Annotated in this window: 18 protein-coding genes and 1 tRNA gene; 11 read left to right on the top strand and 8 right to left on the bottom strand. The window is 62.3% G+C overall.

Annotation, left to right across the window (positions count from 1 at the left end; all coding sequences use genetic code 11):
- Nucleotides 1-3: 3 nt before the first annotated feature.
- Nucleotides 4-498: a hypothetical protein gene (locus ACN19L_RS10515; RefSeq protein WP_426493436.1), complete on the top strand. Its 495-nt coding sequence runs from the start codon at nucleotides 4-6 to the stop codon at nucleotides 496-498.
- Nucleotides 499-585: 87 nt separating this feature from the next.
- On the opposite strand, the gene ACN19L_RS10510 is transcribed toward ACN19L_RS10515, so the two are convergent.
- Both ACN19L_RS10510 and ACN19L_RS10505 read right to left on the bottom strand, forming a co-directional pair.
- A complete protein-coding gene (locus ACN19L_RS10510) occupies nucleotides 586-1,314 on the bottom strand; it encodes a hypothetical protein (RefSeq protein ID WP_426493435.1) in 729 nt (242 codons plus the stop codon).
- A 56-nt stretch (nucleotides 1,315-1,370) separates the two neighbouring features.
- Complete coding sequence (locus ACN19L_RS10505; protein WP_426493434.1) at nucleotides 1,371-1,826, bottom strand: DinB family protein; 456 nt, start codon at nucleotides 1,824-1,826, stop codon at nucleotides 1,371-1,373.
- A gap of 150 nt (nucleotides 1,827-1,976) precedes the next feature.
- Between ACN19L_RS10505 and ACN19L_RS10500 the strand changes: the two genes are divergently transcribed.
- From ACN19L_RS10500 to ACN19L_RS10470, 7 genes are all read left to right on the top strand, one after another.
- Nucleotides 1,977-3,413 carry an aldehyde dehydrogenase family protein gene (locus ACN19L_RS10500; protein WP_426493433.1) on the top strand — a complete coding sequence of 479 codons (1,437 nt, stop codon included), beginning with the start codon at nucleotides 1,977-1,979 and terminating at the stop codon, nucleotides 3,411-3,413.
- A gap of 200 nt (nucleotides 3,414-3,613) precedes the next feature.
- Nucleotides 3,614-5,668, top strand: coding sequence for a GMC family oxidoreductase N-terminal domain-containing protein (locus ACN19L_RS10495; RefSeq protein ID WP_426493432.1), 2,055 nt, complete (start codon nucleotides 3,614-3,616; stop codon nucleotides 5,666-5,668).
- A gap of 73 nt (nucleotides 5,669-5,741) precedes the next feature.
- A complete protein-coding gene (locus ACN19L_RS10490) occupies nucleotides 5,742-6,149 on the top strand; it encodes a hypothetical protein (RefSeq protein WP_426493431.1) in 408 nt (135 codons plus the stop codon).
- Between the two features lie 85 nt (nucleotides 6,150-6,234).
- The gene (locus ACN19L_RS10485) at nucleotides 6,235-6,747 is read left to right on the top strand and encodes a hypothetical protein (RefSeq protein WP_426493430.1); all 513 of its coding nucleotides are present in this window, start codon (nucleotides 6,235-6,237) and stop codon (nucleotides 6,745-6,747) included.
- An 89-nt stretch (nucleotides 6,748-6,836) separates the two neighbouring features.
- Nucleotides 6,837-7,961 (top strand): DUF3616 domain-containing protein, encoded by a 1,125-nt coding sequence (locus tag ACN19L_RS10480; protein ID WP_426493429.1) that lies wholly within the window; start codon nucleotides 6,837-6,839, stop codon nucleotides 7,959-7,961.
- Nucleotides 7,962-8,020: 59 nt separating this feature from the next.
- The gene (locus tag ACN19L_RS10475) at nucleotides 8,021-8,539 is read left to right on the top strand and encodes an acyl-CoA thioesterase (RefSeq protein ID WP_426493428.1); all 519 of its coding nucleotides are present in this window, start codon (nucleotides 8,021-8,023) and stop codon (nucleotides 8,537-8,539) included.
- A 112-nt stretch (nucleotides 8,540-8,651) separates the two neighbouring features.
- Nucleotides 8,652-9,209: a type 1 glutamine amidotransferase domain-containing protein gene (locus ACN19L_RS10470; protein WP_426493427.1), complete on the top strand. Its 558-nt coding sequence runs from the start codon at nucleotides 8,652-8,654 to the stop codon at nucleotides 9,207-9,209.
- Nucleotides 9,210-9,297: 88 nt separating this feature from the next.
- On the opposite strand, the gene ACN19L_RS10465 is transcribed toward ACN19L_RS10470, so the two are convergent.
- Nucleotides 9,298-9,801, bottom strand: coding sequence for a DUF6992 family protein (locus ACN19L_RS10465; protein ID WP_426493426.1), 504 nt, complete (start codon nucleotides 9,799-9,801; stop codon nucleotides 9,298-9,300).
- A 78-nt stretch (nucleotides 9,802-9,879) separates the two neighbouring features.
- The gene (locus tag ACN19L_RS10460; RefSeq protein ID WP_426493425.1) at nucleotides 9,880-10,578 is read right to left on the bottom strand and encodes a porin family protein; all 699 of its coding nucleotides are present in this window, start codon (nucleotides 10,576-10,578) and stop codon (nucleotides 9,880-9,882) included.
- A gap of 204 nt (nucleotides 10,579-10,782) precedes the next feature.
- Between ACN19L_RS10460 and ACN19L_RS10455 the strand changes: the two genes are divergently transcribed.
- Nucleotides 10,783-10,860, top strand: a tRNA-Val gene (locus ACN19L_RS10455).
- Between the two features lie 97 nt (nucleotides 10,861-10,957).
- Complete coding sequence (locus ACN19L_RS10450; protein ID WP_426493424.1) at nucleotides 10,958-11,866, top strand: histone deacetylase family protein; 909 nt, start codon at nucleotides 10,958-10,960, stop codon at nucleotides 11,864-11,866.
- A 37-nt stretch (nucleotides 11,867-11,903) separates the two neighbouring features.
- Here ACN19L_RS10450 and ACN19L_RS10445 read toward each other — a convergent pair whose 3' ends face one another.
- From ACN19L_RS10445 to ACN19L_RS10435, 3 genes are all read right to left on the bottom strand, one after another.
- Nucleotides 11,904-12,620 (bottom strand): methyltransferase domain-containing protein, encoded by a 717-nt coding sequence (locus tag ACN19L_RS10445; RefSeq protein ID WP_426493423.1) that lies wholly within the window; start codon nucleotides 12,618-12,620, stop codon nucleotides 11,904-11,906.
- Nucleotides 12,621-12,674: 54 nt separating this feature from the next.
- Entirely contained in the window at nucleotides 12,675-13,847 is a 1,173-nt protein-coding gene (locus tag ACN19L_RS10440; protein ID WP_426493422.1) for a type III polyketide synthase, read from the bottom strand.
- 65 nt (nucleotides 13,848-13,912) lie between these two features.
- Nucleotides 13,913-15,031, bottom strand: coding sequence for an NAD(P)/FAD-dependent oxidoreductase (locus tag ACN19L_RS10435; protein ID WP_426493421.1), 1,119 nt, complete (start codon nucleotides 15,029-15,031; stop codon nucleotides 13,913-13,915).
- A 177-nt stretch (nucleotides 15,032-15,208) separates the two neighbouring features.
- On the opposite strand from ACN19L_RS10435, the gene ACN19L_RS10430 reads away from it, so the two are divergent.
- On the top strand, nucleotides 15,209-15,589 hold the full coding sequence (locus tag ACN19L_RS10430; protein WP_426493420.1) for a T9SS type A sorting domain-containing protein: 381 nt from the start codon (nucleotides 15,209-15,211) through the stop codon (nucleotides 15,587-15,589).
- 412 nt (nucleotides 15,590-16,001) lie between these two features.
- Here the strand turns inward: ACN19L_RS10430 and ACN19L_RS10425 are convergent, their stop codons facing one another.
- Nucleotides 16,002-19,526 (bottom strand): PAS domain S-box protein, encoded by a 3,525-nt coding sequence (locus ACN19L_RS10425; RefSeq protein WP_426493419.1) that lies wholly within the window; start codon nucleotides 19,524-19,526, stop codon nucleotides 16,002-16,004.
- Between the last annotated feature and the right edge of the window lie 30 nt (nucleotides 19,527-19,556).

The following is a 19,556-nucleotide window of genomic DNA, read 5'->3' as shown; positions in this document are numbered from 1 at the left end:
ATCATGAATGCCGCACCCGTACTCCGCCTGATATTCCGGTATAATTCCCGGCTAAGTCTGTTGCGCCTGTGGCGTGGCGAAATTCACAATGCTGTCCAACTGATAGGGGTACTGAATATGATGCTTGCGGCCGTGCAGCGCCATCAGGCCCGGCAGCTGCTGCTGAATATGCAGCACTTGCCTCCCTTCGACCAACCGCTGCAGGAATGGCTACAAACCAACTGGCTACCCCGACTGCGCCGTTCGGGTATTCACCGGCTGGCGTTGCTGCTGCCGCAGGATGTGTACAACCGCATGGTTATCGAGGGCTTACTCTGGAACTCCACGCGCAAATCCCTGCCCTACGAAGTGCAATACTTTACTGAGCTGGAAGCGGCGCTGGATTGGGTATCCGATGCTGAACTACCCACCACGGCCAATGACTGGCCGCGCTGGTGGCATCAGCCCACGCTGCTCCGTTTGCGGGAACAGAAGCGTCGCCGCAACTGCCTGCGTTAAGGGAGTTGCGGCAGTTGCATTATTACCGGGGCAGCCTGACCAAGCAAGGGGAGTTGCCGGCCGCTTCAACTTAAGCGGGTTCTTCACTTATCTGCGGCGGCCCGGGGCCAGCAGGGCCAGCGTCCCAACCGGCCCCCGGGCGGGTATTACCACGCGGGCCCGGGGGTAACGCGCAGTCACCATTCGCACCGAGGCCGCCCAGGCAGCGCGGCTGGCAGCCGCGCTGCCTGGGGGCGGAACCTGGGCCAACTCCCCGCCAAACAGCACTTTTTGCCGGGGGAGCCAGGCAACTCCTTTATCAGCAGTAGCGCGGGCTCCCGGAAAAAACAGCTCCAGTCGCGTGTGGCCCGCCCGGATGAGTGTGTAAGGCTTGAGGGCCGGTACCAAGGGCGGAGCCTGCGGGTGAGCACTGTGCCAGCGGCGGGCCGTGAGCGGGGTGCTATACAGCCGCACGTGGTGCCGGTGCAGTACGGCCAGGGCCTCGGGCGTGGCGGCCCGGGCGTGGGTAAGGAACAGTACCCGCACCCGCTGGTGGAGACTGTCGGCGGCCCAGCGCAGGAGCTGCTCGGTTTCAGGAGCACTCCAGGCGGCATCTACCAGCAGCAACCCCTTGCGGGTTTGGATGAGTAGGCCATTGGGCGCGCTACCCGCCGCAGCCGCCAGGCCCACGGGCATATATACCCGCGCTGCTACCGGCTGCATCCGGAGCCGGGCGGGGGAAGGAGAGGCGGGAAGAGGAGTTGCGGCAGGAAAGCCTGCCAAGGAAAACACCAGCGCGGCCCACGGCCCCGCCAGCAAAGAAGAAACAAACAACATGCACTTTTCAAACGACGAAGCTCCCTAACGTGCTGCGCCCCGTGAATAGTGCCCGGCTAGTGCGGGGTGCGGTCCAGCAACTGCTGCACATGGTGCTCCAGGTGCACGGCGTAATCCTCGATCAGCCAGCTTAGCGTAACGGAGTAGCCGCTTTCATAGGCACAGCGGGTCGTGTACGCCCCCGGCGGAATTTGCCCGATGAGGCGAATAAGCTGTCGGTTATACAGCGTCCAGAGAGTGAGCAGATCGGCCGGAGGAGTATGCTGATAGTCGGCGCAGCGAGTCCAGGCATCCTGGTCGTAAGCTTCAATCTGCAGCGGCTCGGGTTGGGTAAGGGCCAGCACAAACCGCCGGTGGTTATTGGCTGCGGAGTCGATGAGGTGGCCCAGAATTTCCTGGCGCGACCATTTGCCGGGGGCTGGTGGCTCGCACAACTCACTGGCCGAAAAAGCGGGGAGGTGTTCGTTGAGTAAGTGCAGCAGTTCCTGCAGTCGGCGACAGATCTGTTGCATGGCAGATAACGAGGCGAACGGGGGCAGTGAAAGGTGGAAACCGCTAAAAGAAAGGGCAAAGATGGGACTATCCGATTGGAACCTGGCCAGGGTTTGGTACTTTTTGAGGGGTTTTCGTATTACCCACTGCTTTTCCTCCCTCTCTGCCTCATGTCTGCCACTACTGCTGTTGCTCCGGCCTCGTCCGTTACCCAAGCTTTGTTTACCCGGCAGCAAGGCCGAGCCGAAGCTCTTCGGCAGGAGCCCCTGGACAACCGTGCTGCCCGCCTGCGTAAGCTGGGTATTTGGCTAACGGAAAACCGCGCCGCCATCCAGCAGGCTCTCTACGCCGACTTCCGCAAGCCGGCCACCGAAACCGACGTGACGGAAATCTGGTCGTCGCAGACGGAGCTGAAACACACCCTGCGCCACCTGCGGGAGTGGGCGGCCCCGCGCAAAGTGGGCACACCGCTGGCTCTGGTGGGCACGCGCGGCTGGGTGCAGGCCGAGCCCAAAGGCGTATGCCTGATTATCGCGCCCTGGAACTATCCCTTCTACCTCGCCGTCGATCCACTAATTTCGGCCCTGGCGGCCGGTAACTGCGTCATCATCAAACCCTCCGAGATGACGCCTACTGTGGCCGCACTGCTCAGCCGTATGTGCCAGGAACTGTTCGACCCGGCCGAGGTGACGGTGGTGGAAGGCGACAAGGACGTGGCCACCGAACTGCTGGCGTTGCCCTTCGACCATATTTTCTTCACGGGCAGTCCGCAGGTGGGCAAAGTGGTGATGCGCGCCGCCGCCGAGCACCTGACCAGCGTAACGCTGGAGCTGGGCGGCAAGAGCCCCGCCGTGGTGGACGAAACCGCCGACCTGCGCGACGCGGCCGAGAAAATTGTGTGGGGCAAGGGCATCAACGCCGGCCAGACCTGCGTGGCCCCCGATTACGTGCTGGTGCACGAGCAGGTACGCGACCAACTGGTGGAGGAAATCCGGCAGGTGGTGCAGCGGTTCTATGCGCCCGACGGGCAGCCGGTAGCCGAATCAGCCTCGTTCGCGCGCATTGTGAATGACGGCCACTTTCAGCGGCTGACCGGGCTGCTCGCCGATGCCCGGGCGCACGGAGCCACCGTGGCCGTGGGCGGCACCGCCGCCGCCGAAAACCGCTTCATTGAGCCCACGGTGCTGCTGAATGCCCCCCCGGAAAGCCGGGTGATGCAGGAGGAAATCTTTGGGCCGCTGCTGCCGGTACGCACTTTCCGTACGCTCATGCAGGCTGTGGATGAAGTAAATGCCCGGCCCCGCCCGCTGGCGCTGTATGTGTTCAGCCAGAGCCAGGAAAATCAGCGGTACCTGCTGCAGCACATTCCGGCCGGCGGAGCCTGCCTCAACGAAACCATCCTGCACCTGGGCCACCCCGACCTACCCTTCGGCGGGCTGGGCAACAGCGGCCTGGGCCGGGCCCACGGCCACGCCGGCTTCCTGGCCTTCAGCAACGAAAAATCAGTGCTGCGGCAGCGGGTGGGCCGCACCGGCCTCAAACCCATCTACCCGCCCTACACTCCCCAGGTAAAAAAGCTGGTGAACTGGCTGGTGAAGTGGCTGTGAAAGAGCAACTGAGTAAAGGAGTAGCTGAGTATTTGTTCTACCAAGCAGAATAGTGTTGGCAGAACAAATACTCAGCTACTCCTTTACTCAGTTACTCACTTCGTATGCAAGCCGAATAAGTCGGAGAAAATGACGAACTTTTAGAGCCGGTTGCGTGCCGGCATGTTAGTTGGTTCGTTAGTTTGTTTTCTCGCTTGAATATGGAGTTCACCGCCGCGCAATGCGCCACCCTGCGCGCTTTGGCCGACACGTTTATTCCCGGCTTGCCGGCCCCGGAGCCCACGGCCGACGCGGCGTACTGGGCGCGGCGCGGCTCCGAGGGCATCGACCTGGAGAAGATAGCCGCTGCCATTGCGGCCCAACCGGCCGGGGCGCAGCGGGAGTTCCGGCAGCTGCTGCAGCTGCTGGATGCGCCGGTGCTGGGCCTTACCTGGTTTGGGGCACTGCGGCCGTTTGCGCAGCTCAGCCCGGAGCAGCGCGAAAAGCTGTTGCAGCGCTGGGCCGCTTCCAGCCTGCCCCAGTTGCGCAAAGGTTTTCAGGCATTGCGCAAGCTGTGCATGTTTCTGTATTATGGCGGCTCCACGCCCGAACAGGGCCAGTTCGTGTGGGAGCACATCGGCTACCCCGGTCCGCAGGCCGTGGATGAGCCGGTGGAAACGCCGAAACCCCTTCAGCTGCTGACCCCGACCCACGATATCACCTACGAGTGCGAGGTGCTGGTAATTGGCAGCGGAGCCGGAGGGGGAGTGGTAGCCGGGGAACTGGCCGCCGCCGGCCACGAGGTGCTGGTGCTGGAAAAAGGCCCGTACTACCACGGCACCGATTTCACCCAGCAGGAAGTAGATATGCTGGGGGCGTTGTACGATGCCCGCGGTACGCTCACCACCCAGGATGGCAGCATTGGACTATTGGCGGGCTCCTGCCTGGGTGGGGGCACTACCGTTAACTGGGCCGGCTCGTTCCGCACCCCGGAGTACGTGCTGCAGGAATGGGCCGATGACCACCAAGTGCCCCATTTTCTGGCCTCTTCCTTCCGGGAAAGCATGGATGCCGTAAGCCAGGCGCTGAGCGTAAACACCGACTACGTGCGCCACAATGCCCAGAACCAGATGCTGCTGGAAGGCTCGCGGCGGCTAGGGCAGCGCGTGCAGCTGATTCCGCGCAACGAGCGGCACCAAGATACCTCGGAGCAGCAGTTTCAGGGGCTGGGCTACAGCTGCTTCGGCGACCGGTACGGCGTGAAGCAGGGCACTCTTAGCACGTATCTGGAAGCCGCCTTCCGGCACGGGGCCCGCCTTCTGTGCAATGCCCGGGCGGAGCGCATTACCAGTACTGCGGGGCAGGCCACCGGGGCCGAAGCCGTGTACACCACGCCGGAAGGCAAGGCGGTGCGCATTACGGTGCGGGCCAAGCGGGTAGTGGTGGCGGGTGGGGCCGTGCAGACGCCCGCGCTGCTGCTGCGCAGCGGGTTGCGGCACCCCCACCTGGGCCGCCACCTGCACCTGCACCCCACGGTAGTAGTATCGGGGCTGTACCCGCAGCGCATAAACCCCTGGCACGGGCCCATGATGTCGGTGGTAAATGATGCGTACACCCGGCTGGACGGCAGCAACTTCGGGGTGAAGCTGGAAACGCCCCCCGCCCACCCGGGCCTGATGAGCATGGTGCTGCCCTGGCGCTCAGGGCGGCAGCACAAGGAGCTGATGGCCCAGGCGGCGCACCTGGGCTCCTTCATTGTGCTAACCCGGGACCGGGACGGGGGCCACGTGAACGTGGACCGGCAGGGAGTGCCCCTGGTTCACTACACCCTGAGCGAGTACGACCGGGGCCACCTGCTGCGGGGCGTGGCGGCAGCGGCCGATATTCACGTGGCGGCCGGGGCGCGCAGCGTGCTGCTGCCCCACGGCTCCCTGCCGCTGCTGCGGGCCGAAAATGGCCGGGCCCTCAACCCGGAGGTGCTCAGCGGCCTACCGCAGTTAAGCTGGAAGCCCAATCAGTTCGGGCTCTACAGTGCCCACCAGATGAGCACTTGCCGCATGGGCGGCGCGGCGGCCACGCACCCTACCAGCCCTACCGGCGAGCTGTACGAGCTGCGCCACCTGTACGTGGCCGATGGCTCGGCTTTCCCGGCCTGCAGCGGCGTGAATCCCATGCTCACCATCATGGCTTTGGCCCACCATACGGCCCAGCACCTGAAGGCCAGCCTGCCCGGCCGGGCCGTAGCTGCCGGGGTTATAGAAGCCGCCGCGCGCTGACTGGGGCCGGCCAATGTACCCGTTGACCAGGTTTTCGCGTAGGCGTCAGAACACGCCTAGCTTTTCCCTTGCCATGTACTCCCTGCGTCTTTCCCTAACGGTACTGCTGGCCACCAGTCTGCTGGCTGGCTGCGCCCGTCGTAACAAAGCCACTATCCCTGCCGCCTCTACCCCCGTAGCCGCGCCGGTAGTAGCCCCCACCGCCGCCCGCGACCTGACCGACGTGCTGACGGAGGAACTGAATCTGACTGCCGAGCAGCGCGGCAAGGTGCGCACCGTATTTACCAGCACCGCCGAGCAGGCCAACAGCGCCAAGCAGCGGCTGGGCAGCAACCGCCCGGCACTACTGGCCGAGTTGAAGCGCATCAATACCTCCTCAGATCAGGAACTGAAAGGAATTCTGACTCCAACTCAGTATCAGCAGCTGAAAACCAAGCAGCGCCAGGTACAGGCCCAGATGCAGGCCCGCCGGGCGCAGTAGCCCGCGCAGGCAACCCTTTCAGCCTAAGCCGCATCTGCGCTAACGGGCCGCCGACGAACGGTGCGCCCGTTAGCGCAGATGCCGTATGAAATCTTATCTGTTTGCCCTGTTTATGGGAATGCCCGCCGCCGGCTGGGCCCAGGCCGCTTCCTCTACCACAACGCTGGCCCAGCGCCTCAACCAACTCATGCGCGACCCGCAGGAGCCGGAAACGGAGTTGCGGGTAGGCTTCTCAGACTGCCACTTCACGCAGGTGATTCGTAAGTACCGCCCGCAGCCGGCCAGCGGGGCTACTGCTATTCAGGTGAGCCACCAGAAAAATGGCTCCGAATGGGCGGTGAAAACCGACGACCGGGTGGAGTTTGAGTTGAAGCTGGGTACCGACTGGGCCCAGGTGCAGGAAATAACCTACGCCCCCGCCCGCCGCGAAAAAACCAACGAGCGGTACTATGAAATTACCATCCGGCGGCAGAAGAAAACGGCGCAATCATCCAGCAATACCACCTTCGAGCTGCCCCTGTACACTGCCAACGAAGCCGAGGTGCAGCGCCTGACCGCTCAGCTCAACCAATTGCGCCGCACCTGCGCCGGCCGGTAGGCCAGTCCGGGCAACCAGCCCGGTGTTCGGCCAAAACTTCCGGCCGGCCGGCGCGTTTGTAGCCTGTTCCCAAATTTACCCGGATACGTATGGCGGCTACTCCCTATCTACTGCGCTTCAATCCTAAACTCAGCCTCAACGCGGCTGGCAAACACGTGCGCGACGGCCTCTCCACGGTTCTGCGTACCGGCGACAACCTGTGGCTAAGCTGCGACGAGCGGACCTCCATTGAGCGGCTGCGCCTCATCGGGCCCCGCGAGTTCGGGGAGCATTGCCGCTACGAGCTGGCCGATCTGCTTGACCTGCGCAATGAGGCGGAAGCTGTGGAAATTGACATTGAGGGCCTGGGTGAGGCCGACCACTACCTCTGGGTAATCGGCTCGCACAGCCTCAAGCGCAAGCAGCCCAAACCCGACGAGGAGGACGTGGCCAAGCAAATTGCCCGACTGGCCAAAGTAGCCGAGGAGCCCAGCCGCTACCTGCTAGCCCGGGTGCCGTTGCTGCGCAACCCCCGCACCGGCGACTTTGAGCTGCACCGCGAAGCACCCCACCCCACAAATCCAGGCCAGGTGCTGCGTGCTGCCCAGCTCCGGGGCACCGATACCTCCAACGACTTGCTCGATTTGCTGGTGCACGACCCGCACCTGAAGCCGTTTCTGCCAATCCCGGGCAAGGATAACGGCTTTGATATTGAGGGCTTGGCGGTGACTCCCGACGGGCGGCTATTTATTGGCTTGCGCGGGCCGGTGCTGCGGGGCTGGGCCATTGTGCTGGAGGTGCTGCCCCGCGAGGACAAGCACGGCCGCCTGCGCCTGGATGAGGTGCCCGGCGCCACCGAAAAATACTACAAAAAGCACTTTCTGGACCTGGGCGGTATGGGTATTCGGGAGTTGCGCCAGCAGGGGACCGACCTGCTGGTGCTGGCTGGACCTACCATGGACCTGGACGGTACCATTGCCGTGTACCGCTGGCCGGAGGCCCTCAGCTGCCCCCAGGACAGCCTCATCGGGTCCGATAAGCTGGAGCGCCTGTTTGATGTGCCCCACGGCAGCGGCCCCACCGCCGGCCAGGACAAAGCCGAGGGCATGGCCCTGCTGGATGAAACCCACGTGCTGCTCGTGTTCGACAGCCCAGCCGATGCCCGCAAGCCTGCTCCGCACCAGGTACAGGCCGATGTGCGCCGGTTGCCCGCACCGGCGGCTGCCGGCCGATAAGCTACCTTGCCGCGGTTTTCTTTCCGCCACTCTTTCCCTGGCCTTTCCCTTTTCGCCTCATGGCTGCTCCCCTCCTTCGAACACCCGAAACCCTGCACCGCATCCGATTTCAGGACTGTGATATGCTTGGGCACCTGAACAATGCCCGATTCCTTGATTATTTTTTGAATGCCCGCGAGGAACACGCCTTGCAGCACTATTCCCTTAACCTGGGTGCGCTGGCCCGGCAGGCCAGCGCCAGCTGGGTTATTACCAAGCACCAAATTGCGTACCTGCGCCCGGCCAACCACGCCGAGCAGGTGCGCATTCAGACCCAGCTTATTCACTTCGACAACTCCAACCTGGTGGTGGAGATGCTGATGCTCAGCGAAGATGGCCTGCGTCTGAAGGCGGTGCTATGGTCGGAAATGGCTTTTGTGAAGCTACCCGGCGGTACCCGTACTGAGCACTCCGATGAATTGATGGACATGCTGGAACAGCTAGACGTGGAAGCGGTGGACTACGACCCTGATGGCTTCGACGAACGGGTGAAACGCCTGCGCAAAGCTCTGAAACGGGAGCGGAACGAGCAGGACTAAGCCCGAAAAGCCAAAATTCTACGTCAACCGCTCGGGGTAACAGCCGTTAAAACCTAACCGGTGGGCCACACTGCCCACCGGTTTTTTTTAGAACCTGATATTCCTCTGATTCATGAGCATTTTTGGCAGCGACGCCCTGAAAGGCAAGAAAATAGCCCTGGTAGCCACCGACGGTTTCGAGCAGTCGGAGCTGGAGAAACCCAAGAAGTACCTGGAAGATGAAGGTGCCGAAACCCACGTAATTTCCCTGAAAAGCGGCTCCATTAAGGGCTGGGACGAAAAAGACTGGGGCGATAAAGTAGACGTGGATAAAGTAATTGGGGATGTAAAAGTGGCCGACTACGATGCCCTGGTACTACCCGGCGGCCAGATGAACCCCGATGTACTGCGCACGGAGCCCGAGGTAATCAGCTTTATCGGCGAGTTCGTGCGTTCCGGCAAGCCGGTGGCCGCCATCTGCCACGGCCCCTGGACGCTGATTGAGGCCGACGCGGTGCGCGGCAAAAAGCTCACCAGCTGGCCCAGCCTGAAAACCGACATCAAGAATGCCGGCGGCCACTGGGTTGATGAAACGGTGGTAGTGGATGGCAACATCATCACCAGCCGTAACCCCCAGGACATTCCCAACTTCAACGAGAAGATCAAGGAAGCCCTGGTAGGCAAACACTAAGTCCACGGCGGCCCTGTCCGTCTCTGGCTTAACCGCCCCACTGGCCTTGGTTGCCGGTGGGGCGGTTTTTTCTGTCGGTAGCCGGCCATTACGTGCCGGCCGCCAGCAGCCGGGCGGCGTACGGATGGTACACCAGATACAGTCCCGCATCAAATACTGCCAGGAACGTGCCCTGTAGGATAACTGAGCGGCCAAAGCCCATCAGGCGCTCGGGGCGGGTGGCACTGCCGGCCCGCTGGCGCAGCCACAGCCCCAGCAGCACGTACCCCACATCCAGCGCGGCATTCACCAGCAGAATCTGCTCGGTGCGGGCCTGCGCGGCCAGGCTCTCGGTTAGGGTAAGGCCGGCTACCTGCTGCGGGTGCGCCTGCAAAATGCCCCACACGGCAATCAGGGCGTTTACCATATTCCACGCCACGTTCATCAGATGAAAGTGGTGGACTGCGCTGCGCCGGTCGGTGCGGGCCACGTAGTAGCCGCTTACCACCAGGTTCAGCAGAGCCCAGGCACCCAGCACGCCCATGCCGCGCTCAATCAGCAGCTCGCGGGCGTGGTTGATAAGGGGAAGCGTCGGGGCGGTATCGGGCAGCATGGGGCAGGAGAGGAGAAGGCGACATAAAAAAAGGAAGTCCCGGAAGGACTTCCTTTTCTGCAACTGACAGCAGGTGGTTTAGTTGGAGATACCCAACCCCAGGTACACCTGAAACATGCCGTTTTTGATGTTGCTAATGGCCGTCTGGCCGGTTTTCGACAGGTTCTGGTCCTGAATGATATCGGCGAAGCCGGCGGTGTAGCGCCCACCCACGCGGGCCGGCCCGATGCGGGCTTCCAGCCCGGCCGCCAGCCCGTAGTCGAGGCTGTTGTAGCTGTAGCCGTACAGGTTGTTCTCGTCGGCAATTTTCCGCTCCCGGTCGCCTTCTTTCACTTTCGTGAGCAGCGAAACCTGGGGGCCTACGTGCAGGCTCACGTTATCGAGGAAGTTATACACCAGCAGTACGGGCACCTGCACGTAATCGAGGCGGGTGGTGTAAGTGCCCGATGGAGCCGTGCTGGCCGGGCTGTCGCCCTTAAAGCCCTGCCGGCTGTAAAGAAGCTCCGGCTGCAACGAGAATTTATCGTTAAAGCCAAATTGGGCATAGACGCCGGCATGGAACGTATTGTAGATGCCTTCGTTTCCGAAGTTCTTCTTGTCGTCGCCCCGGAAGTTGGAGGCCGTGAAGCCGCCTTTAATGCCGAAGCCGTTGTTGCGCGAATCGGAAGTTCCGGGCGAGTAATCGGTGGAAGAGCGGACGCCGCTGGGGCCATCCGTCTGGGCCATGGCCGAGGCGCTGAGGGCGCAGCCGGCCAGCAGGAGTGCAACGTGTTTCATGGGGGTGGTAACGGTGATGCAGATGGGAGAATGGATTGCTGTCGGGAAGAAGAACAGCATCTGTAAGCCGCTATACTTGCCCGCGCTCAGAAGGTTACAGGCTGATCCGGGGGAAAGCCGAAATTTTATAAGGCCGGAAAGTGCAATATCACAGCCGGAAAGTTACCTTTGGCCCTTTACGGCCGCCGCCAGCCGGTTTTGTGCGGGGTGTTAGCTCAGTTGGTTCAGAGCACTACCTCGACAAGGTAGGGGTCATCGGTTCGAGCCCGATACGCCCCACCAACGAAACCACCCGAATCCGAAAATAACCGCCCCATCCGGCGGTTATTTTTGTGGGGTCATCCACCCCATGCCAGCGGCCTGCGTAGGTTTGCAGCGTATGCTTTCCATTGCCTGGGCCCCGCTGTATGCGCACCCGCTGCCCGAAAACCACCGCTTCCCCATGCTCAAGTACGAGCTGCTGCCTGAACAGCTGCTTCGCGAAGGTATTGTGCCTGAAAGTGCCTTTTTCCTGCCGGAGCCGCCACCGGACGCTGATATTCTGCGCGTGCATACCGCCGACTATCACCACCGGCTGCAAACCGGACAGCTGACGCGGGCGGAGGAACGGGCTACTGGCTTTCCGTGGAGCCCCGAGCTGATCCGGCGCGAAACCACCATTCTGGGCGGCACGCTGGCATGTGCCCGCCGGGCATTGCCGGGTGGCGTAGCCCTGAACATTGCGGGTGGCACCCACCACGCCTTCCGAGACCGGGGCGAGGGATTCTGCCTGCTCAATGATCAGGCGGCCGCCGCGGCCTGGCTGTTGGACGAGTCTGCTTCCGGCGTAAATCGGGTGCTGATTGTGGACCTGGACGTACACCAGGGCAACGGCACGGCCCGCATTTTTCAGGAGGAGCCCCGGGTGTTTACTTTCAGCATGCATGGGGCCCGCAACTACCCCCACCGCAAGGAGCAGTCCAGCCTTGACCTGCCCCTGCCCGACGGTACCGACGATGCGGCCTATCTGGGGCTGTTACGGGCTACGCTGCCCCGCCTGCTGGACGAGCATCAGCCAGATTTTGTGTTCTACCTGAGCGGGGTAGATGTACTGGCTACCGATAAGCTGGGCCACCTGGGCCTCACGCCCGAGGGCTGCCGCCAGCGCGACGCCTACGTGATGGGCCTGTGCCACCAGCACCGGCTGCCTGTGGTAGTGTGCATGGGTGGGGGCTACTCACCCCGCATTGCCGATATCGTAAATGCCCACGCCGCCACCTTCCGCGTGGCGGCCGATTTGTGGAGTTGAAAGGCTAATAGCTGATGGAGGAATCAGGAATAGAACGTCACCTGTCGCCTCCCGGAATAACCACCTGCCACCGAAAAGCCCAGCGCCAGCGCAGCCGGTAACGGCTGATACCGGCCCGGCGCAGCAGCCGTTGCCAGTCGGGCCGGGTGAAGGCGCGTGCTACCGACAGGGGCGCATCGTGGCGCACGAGGCGGGAGCCACCCAGCAGTCGGGTCAGCCACCGGATGCTGTGGTAGGCGAGCGGGTGGCGGTGCAGGTCGTTGATAACAACGGCCACTCCGGCCTGCTGCTGCCATCGGCCCAGCATAGTTGTCAGTTCATCCTCCGTAAAATGGTGGCAGAACAGGCTGGCCGTCAGAATATCGTAGGGCTGCTGCTGAAACCCGGCGGAAAAAATATCGGCCTGCACAAACTGAATCTCGGGATACTGCCGGCTATGGGCGGCGGCATACTCCAGCATGAAGGCGTTAGCATCGACGCCCACCAGCTCCACTGCCATGCCTCGCCGCCGGGCCCAGCGGGCAATCCGGCGCAGGGTGTCGCCGCCGCCACTGCCCAGGTCGGCCAGGCGCAGGGGGCGGCCCTCGGGAAACTGCGGCTGCAGCCGGGCCAGGGCGTGCAGCACCGGGGCGTAGCCGCCCAGCCAGGTATTAATGGTTTCCAGCTCCTCCAGGTTCTGCCGCAACTCCTCGGAAGCCAGCGTCAGGTCGTCCATCAACTCTGGCTGGGTGGAACGGTGGCGGAAATCGGGCATGCGGAGCGGTGCTGGAAGGAGAACTGTAACGGGTGGTAGGCAGCGGCTGGAGCATCAAACCAGCAGAGCGGGCACTTCGGCCGCTGCCGGCTCCTGCTGCGCCAGGGTGGCGTTTTCCTCGCATACCACCGTCAGCAGCATGGCTTCCAGGGTAAGGCCGGGCCCGAAAGCGAAGCTGAGTACCGGCTGGCCAGCGTCGGCGGGGGTGAGGGTTTGGAGCAGTGCCTGCAGCACGTACAATACCGTGGCCGACGACATGTTGCCGTAGTCGCGCAGCACCTGGTAGGCAAACCGGTTATCGTGGGCCGTGAGGCCCAGGGCCTGCTCAATGGCTTCCAGAATTTTGCGCCCGCCCGGATGAATGGCAAAGGCTCGCACATCGGCCAGCTGCACCGGCAAATCCTGCAACAGCCGCTGGGTGAGCTGCCCGATGCCCTGCTGAATCATGCGCGGCACGTAGGAGGAGAGCGTCATTTCAAACCCAAACGTGTTGATGTGCCAGGCCATATCGGCTTGCCCATCGGGTTCCAGCCCGCAGTGGAAAGCCGTGAGGGCCAGGCTGGGGCCGTGCGCGGCGGGCTGGCCCTGCACCAGCACGGCCGCCGAGCCGTCGCCGAACAGGGCATTGGAAACCAGGTGGTCGTCTTCCTGGCTTTTCTGAAAGTGCAGGGTGCACAATTCCGTACATACAATTAGCACCCGGGCTTCCGGGGTGGCCCGACAAAAGGCATCGGCCAGCTTCAGGGCATTTACGGCGGCGTAGCACCCCATGAAGTTCACGCAGGTGCGCTGCACGTGGCCCGACAACCCCAACGCGGCTACCAGTTCAATATCCAGTCCCGGCGCGTACATGCCGGTGCAGCTGACGGTAATAAGGTGAGTAATGGAGCCGGGAGCCACGTCGGGCAGCTGATCCAGACAGGCCCGGGCCGCCTGTACCGAGAGAGGCAGGGCCTGGCGTCGGTACTCGGCCATACGCGGACCAATACCGGGGAAAGGCTCCAGCCCCGGCGTATTCGGAAAAAACGCAAACTCCCCGTTCGCGCGTCCGTAATCCGGCAGCACCGTGTAGCGCTGCCCAATGCCCGATACCCGATACAACGCCCGCAGCTTGCGGGTGCCGGCTTCGTCCAGCTCCAGGGCCTGGGCCATGAAATCGGCAATCTGCAGTTGAGGGATGCGGTGGGGCGGATTGGCCGTGCCAATGGCACACAGGTAGCTGGTCATTGGGGCAGTTTACGTAAAAAAGCAGGGGGTAGGGTTACAGGTTTTCGGGGTAAGAGCTGGTGGCCTCAGAATGCCTGGCCGTGGGTGCGCCCGATGAGCTGCCGCACGGCCCCCGGCCACAGGCGCAACCCGTTTACCGCTACCTCGCTGAGCAGCGGCTGGCCAAACAGCCGCTGCACGGCCCGGCCGGTTTGCAGCCGCCGGCTGAACTGCCGCTGCCAGCTGGCCGTGTAGGCGGCTTCCAGAGCCGGGCGCGTCAGCTCGTTCCACAGAAAGGCGTGGGCGTGGGCGGCCGCCAGGCTGGCCCCGTGCATGGCCATGGCCATACCGTTGCCGCAGAGCGGTGTAATGAGGCCGGCGGCGTCCCCGCACATCAGCACGTGGTCTTCAACGCAGGTTTTGGGCGCGAAGGATATTTCGTTGATAACCTCGGGCTGCGGATACAGCACCTGCGCGTGCTCCAGAATGTGGCGCAGGTGTGGGTTGCGGGCCAGCACCCGCTGCTCCAGCTGCGGAATGGTACCGTGGGCTTTGAGGTTGCGGCGGGTAGTGAGGTAGCAGAAGCAAACCTTCCCGTCCTCAATAGCCGAAATACCCGCGTAGCCATCGGCAAAGTTGTGCAGGGCAATAACGTCGGTGGGCAGGCTGGGGTAGCGCAGGTGATACTTCACGCCCAGGTAGGGGGAGCGTTGCGTGAAAAACGGGCGGCTCAGCTGCCGGTCCAGGGTGCTACGCTTGCCGTAGGCCCCCAGCACCACCCGGGCCGTGAGGTGCTGGCCGTCGGCCAGCGTAAGGTGATGCTGATTGGCAGCCGCCTCGAACGCAACGGCAGTAACAGTTGTATTCTGCCGGACTTCCACCCCGGCTTCCAGGGCCCGTTGGTACAGAAAATTATCCAGAGAATAGCGGCTTACACCGAAGCCACCCAGCTCCAGTGGAGCCCGCAGCACCCGGCCTGCCGGGGAGCTTACCTGCAGGTGCCGGATGCGCGCCGGGCCCAGGCTGGCGGGGTCGGTGTGCAGGCGGCGCAGGTAGGGCAGCACCTCATTGGAAATGTACTCGCCGCACACCCGGTGAAACGGATAGCACTGCCGCTCCAGCAGCAGCACTGCGTGGCCCCGCTGCCGCAGATCCAGCGCCGCGCACAAACCGGCCAGTCCTCCCCCAATAATGACAACGTCCAACTTATTTTACCGGGTAAAAGGGTGAGAAAGAAGATAAAATAGTTTCTTTTATCGAAGATGAGTTATATTCCGATGGCTAACTCATTTACCATCCGTATTTTTGCAAACCTAAATCATTGTCGGCCGTTACTACGTAATGCATCCGGGCGTATTTCATTCCCACCTCTCACATATTCTATGATGCAACGCTTACGCTTTTTCTCTTTTTTTGCAGTGCTGGCTACGGCGCTACACGGTAGCCCCCGGCCGGTAGCCGCGCAGGCTGCCGCTCCCCCAGTGCGCTCCGTTGCCCGCCCTGCTGGCGAAGAACGGGCCCTGCTCGTGTACCCCAACCCAAGCACCGGAATAGTACACGTTGCCATCAATGGGTTTGAGGGGCGTAAAATTGAACTTAGCGTGTTGAACGTAATCGGAACAGTGATGTATCGGGAAACGCTTTCTGAGCTGAACGACCGGTATACTCGCACGCTGGATTTGAGCAAGTTTGCGAATGGGCTGTACTACGTGAAAATGGAATCCGATAATACCAGCGAGATGCGTAAGCTCGTAATCCGGTAACAACCAGCCCAGGATATTTCCTGTTTCAGAGCAGCCAGTGGCTGCTCTTTTTGTTTACGTAGCAATACCTGCGACGCAAAAAAAACCTTGCTCCGAAATGCCGGAGCAAGGCTGAAAAATCAAATTAAAAAGCCGGTATTAGCGGCTGTTCCGCGCCCGTACGCGCACTGGCTGCAATTCCGCTTTTAGGTTGCGTACGGCATCCAAAGTCAGCAGCGTGGTGGTTAGGGCAATTCCGAAAAACAGGAAGAGTGTCATACGAAAGGAAATAACAAAAATGAAGAGTAGCCGCCTCCAAAAACGATTCTCGGAACAAAGCAAGCTACTGGTATAAACCACGGCCAGGGCGAGGAAGTTGCAGCATAATTATGGGCTTTTATACCACTGCCGGAAAACTGCCGCTGCGTGGCAGCTATTCCGGAAATTCCGTCCGGAGCTGGCCGATGACAGTATCTGTGAGCTGGCGGACCTGCTGCACCTGCCGGGTAAGCTGAGGCCAATCGGGCGGGGCGGGGCTTTGCGCGGCGGCTTCCAGCTCGCGGAGTACCGGGCGCAACGCCTGAATCTGCAGGCCGTCGATGGAGCTTTTCAGGTGATGGGCCGCAGCCCCCAGTTCCGCCAGCTGCTGCCGGGCCGCGTGTTGCTCCAGCTGCGCCACCACCGGCGGCGTAGTCGTGATGAACAAGGTAACGAGTCGGCGCACAAAAACTTCGTCGTTGCTGGTCATGTGGCGCAGCGAGGCCAGGTCGTAAAGCCGGTCGTTTCCGGCACCAGGCATCGGAGGGTTAACCGGAGCAGCCGCTGGCTCCGTTTCAGGGGTAAGGGGTACCAGCTCTGCCATCACCCGGAACAGTTCCTCCTCCCGAAACGGTTTGGAAAGGTAGGTGTCCATTCCGGCCTGTCGGTAGCGCTCCGCCTCGCCCTGCATGGCATGTGCCGTGAGGGCTACCACCGGGGTAGCGGCCCGGCGGCCGTCCGGGTGTTCCCGCAGCAGCCGGGTGGTAGCCATTCCATCCATGCCCGGCATCTGAATATCCATGAGCACCACATCGTAGGTATGCTGGCGGAACAGGGCCAAGGCTTCCAGGCCCGAGGAGGCCGTATCTACGTGCATGCCCCAGCCTTTCAGCATCACCTGCACCAGCAACTGGTTAACAGGGTTATCCTCCGTGAGCAGAACCCGACGGCCAGCCAGCTGCCGGTAGTCGGGGGCCTGAGGAAGCTGAAGCGTGGGCGGCTGGGCGGCCGTGAACGTGAGCACAAACCGGAACGTGCTGCCGTGGTGCAGGCGGCTCTCGGCAGTGAGGGTGCCGCCCAGCAACTCCACCAGCTCCCGCGAAATGCTGAGCCCCAGACCGGAGCCCCCGTATTCCCGCGCGATACTGGCGGAGGCCTGCATGAACGGCTCGAACAGCTGCTGCAGCTGCCCACTGGAAATACCGATGCCTGTATCCATCACTGAAAACTGGTATTGCCGGCTGGTAGGAGTGCTGGTCAGCGGCCGGCACACCAGCAGCACCTGGCGCAGGCGGTACGGGTCGCCCAGCACCCAGATGGGGCCGGGCTCCGCCGGCAGCTGCAGGCGCAGCGTAATGCCCTTGCCGGTGGCCTTGGGCATGAGGGCCTGGCAGCTGGCTTTCAGCACCTCCAGCAACTCAAAGGGGACTGATTCCAGCCGCACGCGGCCGGCACCCAGCTGCGCCATGTCCAGAATATCGTTGATGACGACCAGCAGGTTATCGGCCGAGTAGCGGATGTGGTGCAGGTACTGCTGCTGCTCCTCGCTCAGGGGTGTTTTAGCCAGCAGCTCCGCCAGACCCATAATGCCGTTCATGGGCGTGCGGATTTCGTGGCTCATATTGGTGAGGAAGGTCTGCCGGGCCTGGGCATTCTGCTCGGCGGTTTCCTTGGCCTGCTGGAGGGCTTTTTCCGTGTTTTTGAGTTCGGTAATATCGTTGTCCACGCCCAGCACCTGCACGGTGCCATCGGCCTGCACAAAGGGCCGCTTCACCGTCCGGAACCAGCGCAATTGGTTGTAGGCATCCGTAAAAGTATCTTCCTGCGCTACATCCTGGCGGGTAATCAGCACGGCCTCATCCTGGGCGCGGTGCCGCCGTAAGTCCGGAAACTGCCGAACCAACTCTTCCGCGGGGGTTTGCAATAAGGCTTCGTTGGAGAGGTTATACAGCTGCGCCGTGGCCTGGTTGGCCAGCACGTAATTGCCGCCAACATCCTTCAGATAGATAGGGTTGGGCACTGTATCAATCACCTGGCGGAACAGGCGGTTCTGCTCGGCCAGGCGGCGGTTGGCTGAGCGGCGCTGCTCGTCGGCAATTTTCCAGCGGGTGATATCCTCCGCCGACCCCACAATTTGGGTTACGCGGCCCTGCTCATCCCGGGAAAAAGGGGTGTTACTGATGCGCAACCAGCGGATGGACCCGTTACGGTGGTAGAGGGAATACTCCAAATGCCGCACCTCGTCGTCCTGGCAGTGGGTTACTTCCTCGAAATGTTGCAGCAGCCGCTGTCCTTCCGTTTCAGAAGTAAGCGTCGATACCATATTGCCGCCCATCTGCTGCAGCGAATCGGCGGTGTAGCCCAGCATCGTTTCCACAAAGCGGTTGCAATACACATTCGATTGCGAGGCCACGTCGTAGATGTAAATCAGGTTGGGTGTGGTATTGGTGATGCGCTCCACAAACAGCCGGCTCTGGCTCAGCTGCTCTTCCGTTTCGCGCCGCGCCGTTACATCGGCAGCCGAGCCCACCAGCTGCCAGACGCGCCCATCGGGGCGGCGGGTAAAGCAGGTGCTCTTTACACTGAGCCAGCGCCAGCCGCCATTACGGTGCCGGAACCGGTAATCAGAAGCCAGCACTTCGCCATCCTGCATTACGTGGCGGCGGTGACTAACGGCCTGCGCCGCGGCAATGTCATCGGGGTGCACCAGTTCGGGCATCATGCGGCTGCCCAGGCTCAGAATCTCCTCGGCAGTGTACCCCAAAATGTTCTCCGTCTGCTTGTTGCAGTACTGCATGGTTTCCGTCTGCAGGTCGTAGATGAACACAATGTCGGGTACGGTATCATTGATACGAGCCGTGAATAACTGGCTGCGCAGTAGCTCGGCTTCGGCCCGGCGGCGCTCCGTAATGGTGGTCAGGTATAGGGTAGCTTCCTGCTCCTGGGGCAGCGGGGCAATGGTCCAGAGGTAAAACTCGGCTCCCAGCCGCTGCTCCACGGTGCGGGTTTCGCCCGTGCGCAGAGCCTGGCTGATTTCCTCCCGGATGCAGTTACGACAGGCCGTTTCCAACGGTGAAGCCATGGCCTCCAGTACTGGCGCGGCAGCGGGGTTGGCATACAGCGGCTGGGCTGCCTCATCACACCGGATAATAGGCTGGGGGCACTGCTCCGCCAGCTGGCTGAACTCGCGCACCCGCCGCAGGGCTAGTTGCTGCTCCGTGACGTCCTCGTAACTCCAGATATGCAGCACCGTCACGCCGTTCTGCACCACCGGCAGGTAGTCCTGCTGCACAATCCGGCCGTCGCGGAGCGGGATGAGTACCCCACTGCTACGCTGTTGGGCGGCCACCAGCTCCAGGTTCCGGGCGTAGGTGCTGGCCGAGTCGTCCAGTAGCTCATAGCCATCCTGCACCAGCTGTTGGGTACGCTGGCCCATGTAGTCGGTGGTAGGCCTGGGCAGGCAGAACAGGTCGCACAGCCGCTGGTTGATGAGCGTGATAATGCGGTCCTGATTCTCGGCCAGAATAGCCGTGGACATGGTTTGGAGTAGGGCGTTGGCCTGGGCTGTCGAGGCGTGGGCCCGCATCTGCAAATCTGCCAGCTGCTGCCGGGCATCCTGGCAGGAATCCCGGGCCTGCTGCCATTGCTGCCGGGCGTGCCGAAACCGGCGCTGCCAGTGTCGTTCGGGGAGGGTGCTCATACGCTCAAGTACCTGACGCAGGGCGCGGAA

Origin of the sequence: Hymenobacter sp. 102, from assembly GCF_049949205.1 — a bacterium.
Taxonomy (GTDB): domain Bacteria; phylum Bacteroidota; class Bacteroidia; order Cytophagales; family Hymenobacteraceae; genus Hymenobacter.
Note: the sequence above shows the minus strand (reverse complement) of the source record. Positions and strands in the feature narration are given on the sequence as shown.

Coding starts and splice junctions, on each gene's coding strand:
- ACN19L_RS10515 (WP_426493436.1), top strand. CDS start 4: ATGAATGCCGCACCCGTACTCCGCCTGATATTCCGGTATAATTCCCGG.
- ACN19L_RS10510 (WP_426493435.1), bottom strand. CDS start 1,314: ATGTTGTTTGTTTCTTCTTTGCTGGCGGGGCCGTGGGCCGCGCTGGTG.
- ACN19L_RS10505 (WP_426493434.1), bottom strand. CDS start 1,826: ATGCAACAGATCTGTCGCCGACTGCAGGAACTGCTGCACTTACTCAAC.
- ACN19L_RS10500 (WP_426493433.1), top strand. CDS start 1,977: ATGTCTGCCACTACTGCTGTTGCTCCGGCCTCGTCCGTTACCCAAGCT.
- ACN19L_RS10495 (WP_426493432.1), top strand. CDS start 3,614: ATGGAGTTCACCGCCGCGCAATGCGCCACCCTGCGCGCTTTGGCCGAC.
- ACN19L_RS10490 (WP_426493431.1), top strand. CDS start 5,742: ATGTACTCCCTGCGTCTTTCCCTAACGGTACTGCTGGCCACCAGTCTG.
- ACN19L_RS10485 (WP_426493430.1), top strand. CDS start 6,235: ATGAAATCTTATCTGTTTGCCCTGTTTATGGGAATGCCCGCCGCCGGC.
- ACN19L_RS10480 (WP_426493429.1), top strand. CDS start 6,837: ATGGCGGCTACTCCCTATCTACTGCGCTTCAATCCTAAACTCAGCCTC.
- ACN19L_RS10475 (WP_426493428.1), top strand. CDS start 8,021: ATGGCTGCTCCCCTCCTTCGAACACCCGAAACCCTGCACCGCATCCGA.
- ACN19L_RS10470 (WP_426493427.1), top strand. CDS start 8,652: ATGAGCATTTTTGGCAGCGACGCCCTGAAAGGCAAGAAAATAGCCCTG.
- ACN19L_RS10465 (WP_426493426.1), bottom strand. CDS start 9,801: ATGCTGCCCGATACCGCCCCGACGCTTCCCCTTATCAACCACGCCCGC.
- ACN19L_RS10460 (WP_426493425.1), bottom strand. CDS start 10,578: ATGAAACACGTTGCACTCCTGCTGGCCGGCTGCGCCCTCAGCGCCTCG.
- ACN19L_RS10450 (WP_426493424.1), top strand. CDS start 10,958: ATGCTTTCCATTGCCTGGGCCCCGCTGTATGCGCACCCGCTGCCCGAA.
- ACN19L_RS10445 (WP_426493423.1), bottom strand. CDS start 12,620: ATGCCCGATTTCCGCCACCGTTCCACCCAGCCAGAGTTGATGGACGAC.
- ACN19L_RS10440 (WP_426493422.1), bottom strand. CDS start 13,847: ATGACCAGCTACCTGTGTGCCATTGGCACGGCCAATCCGCCCCACCGC.
- ACN19L_RS10430 (WP_426493420.1), top strand. CDS start 15,209: ATGATGCAACGCTTACGCTTTTTCTCTTTTTTTGCAGTGCTGGCTACG.
- ACN19L_RS10425 (WP_426493419.1), bottom strand. CDS start 19,526: ATGAGCACCCTCCCCGAACGACACTGGCAGCGCCGGTTTCGGCACGCC.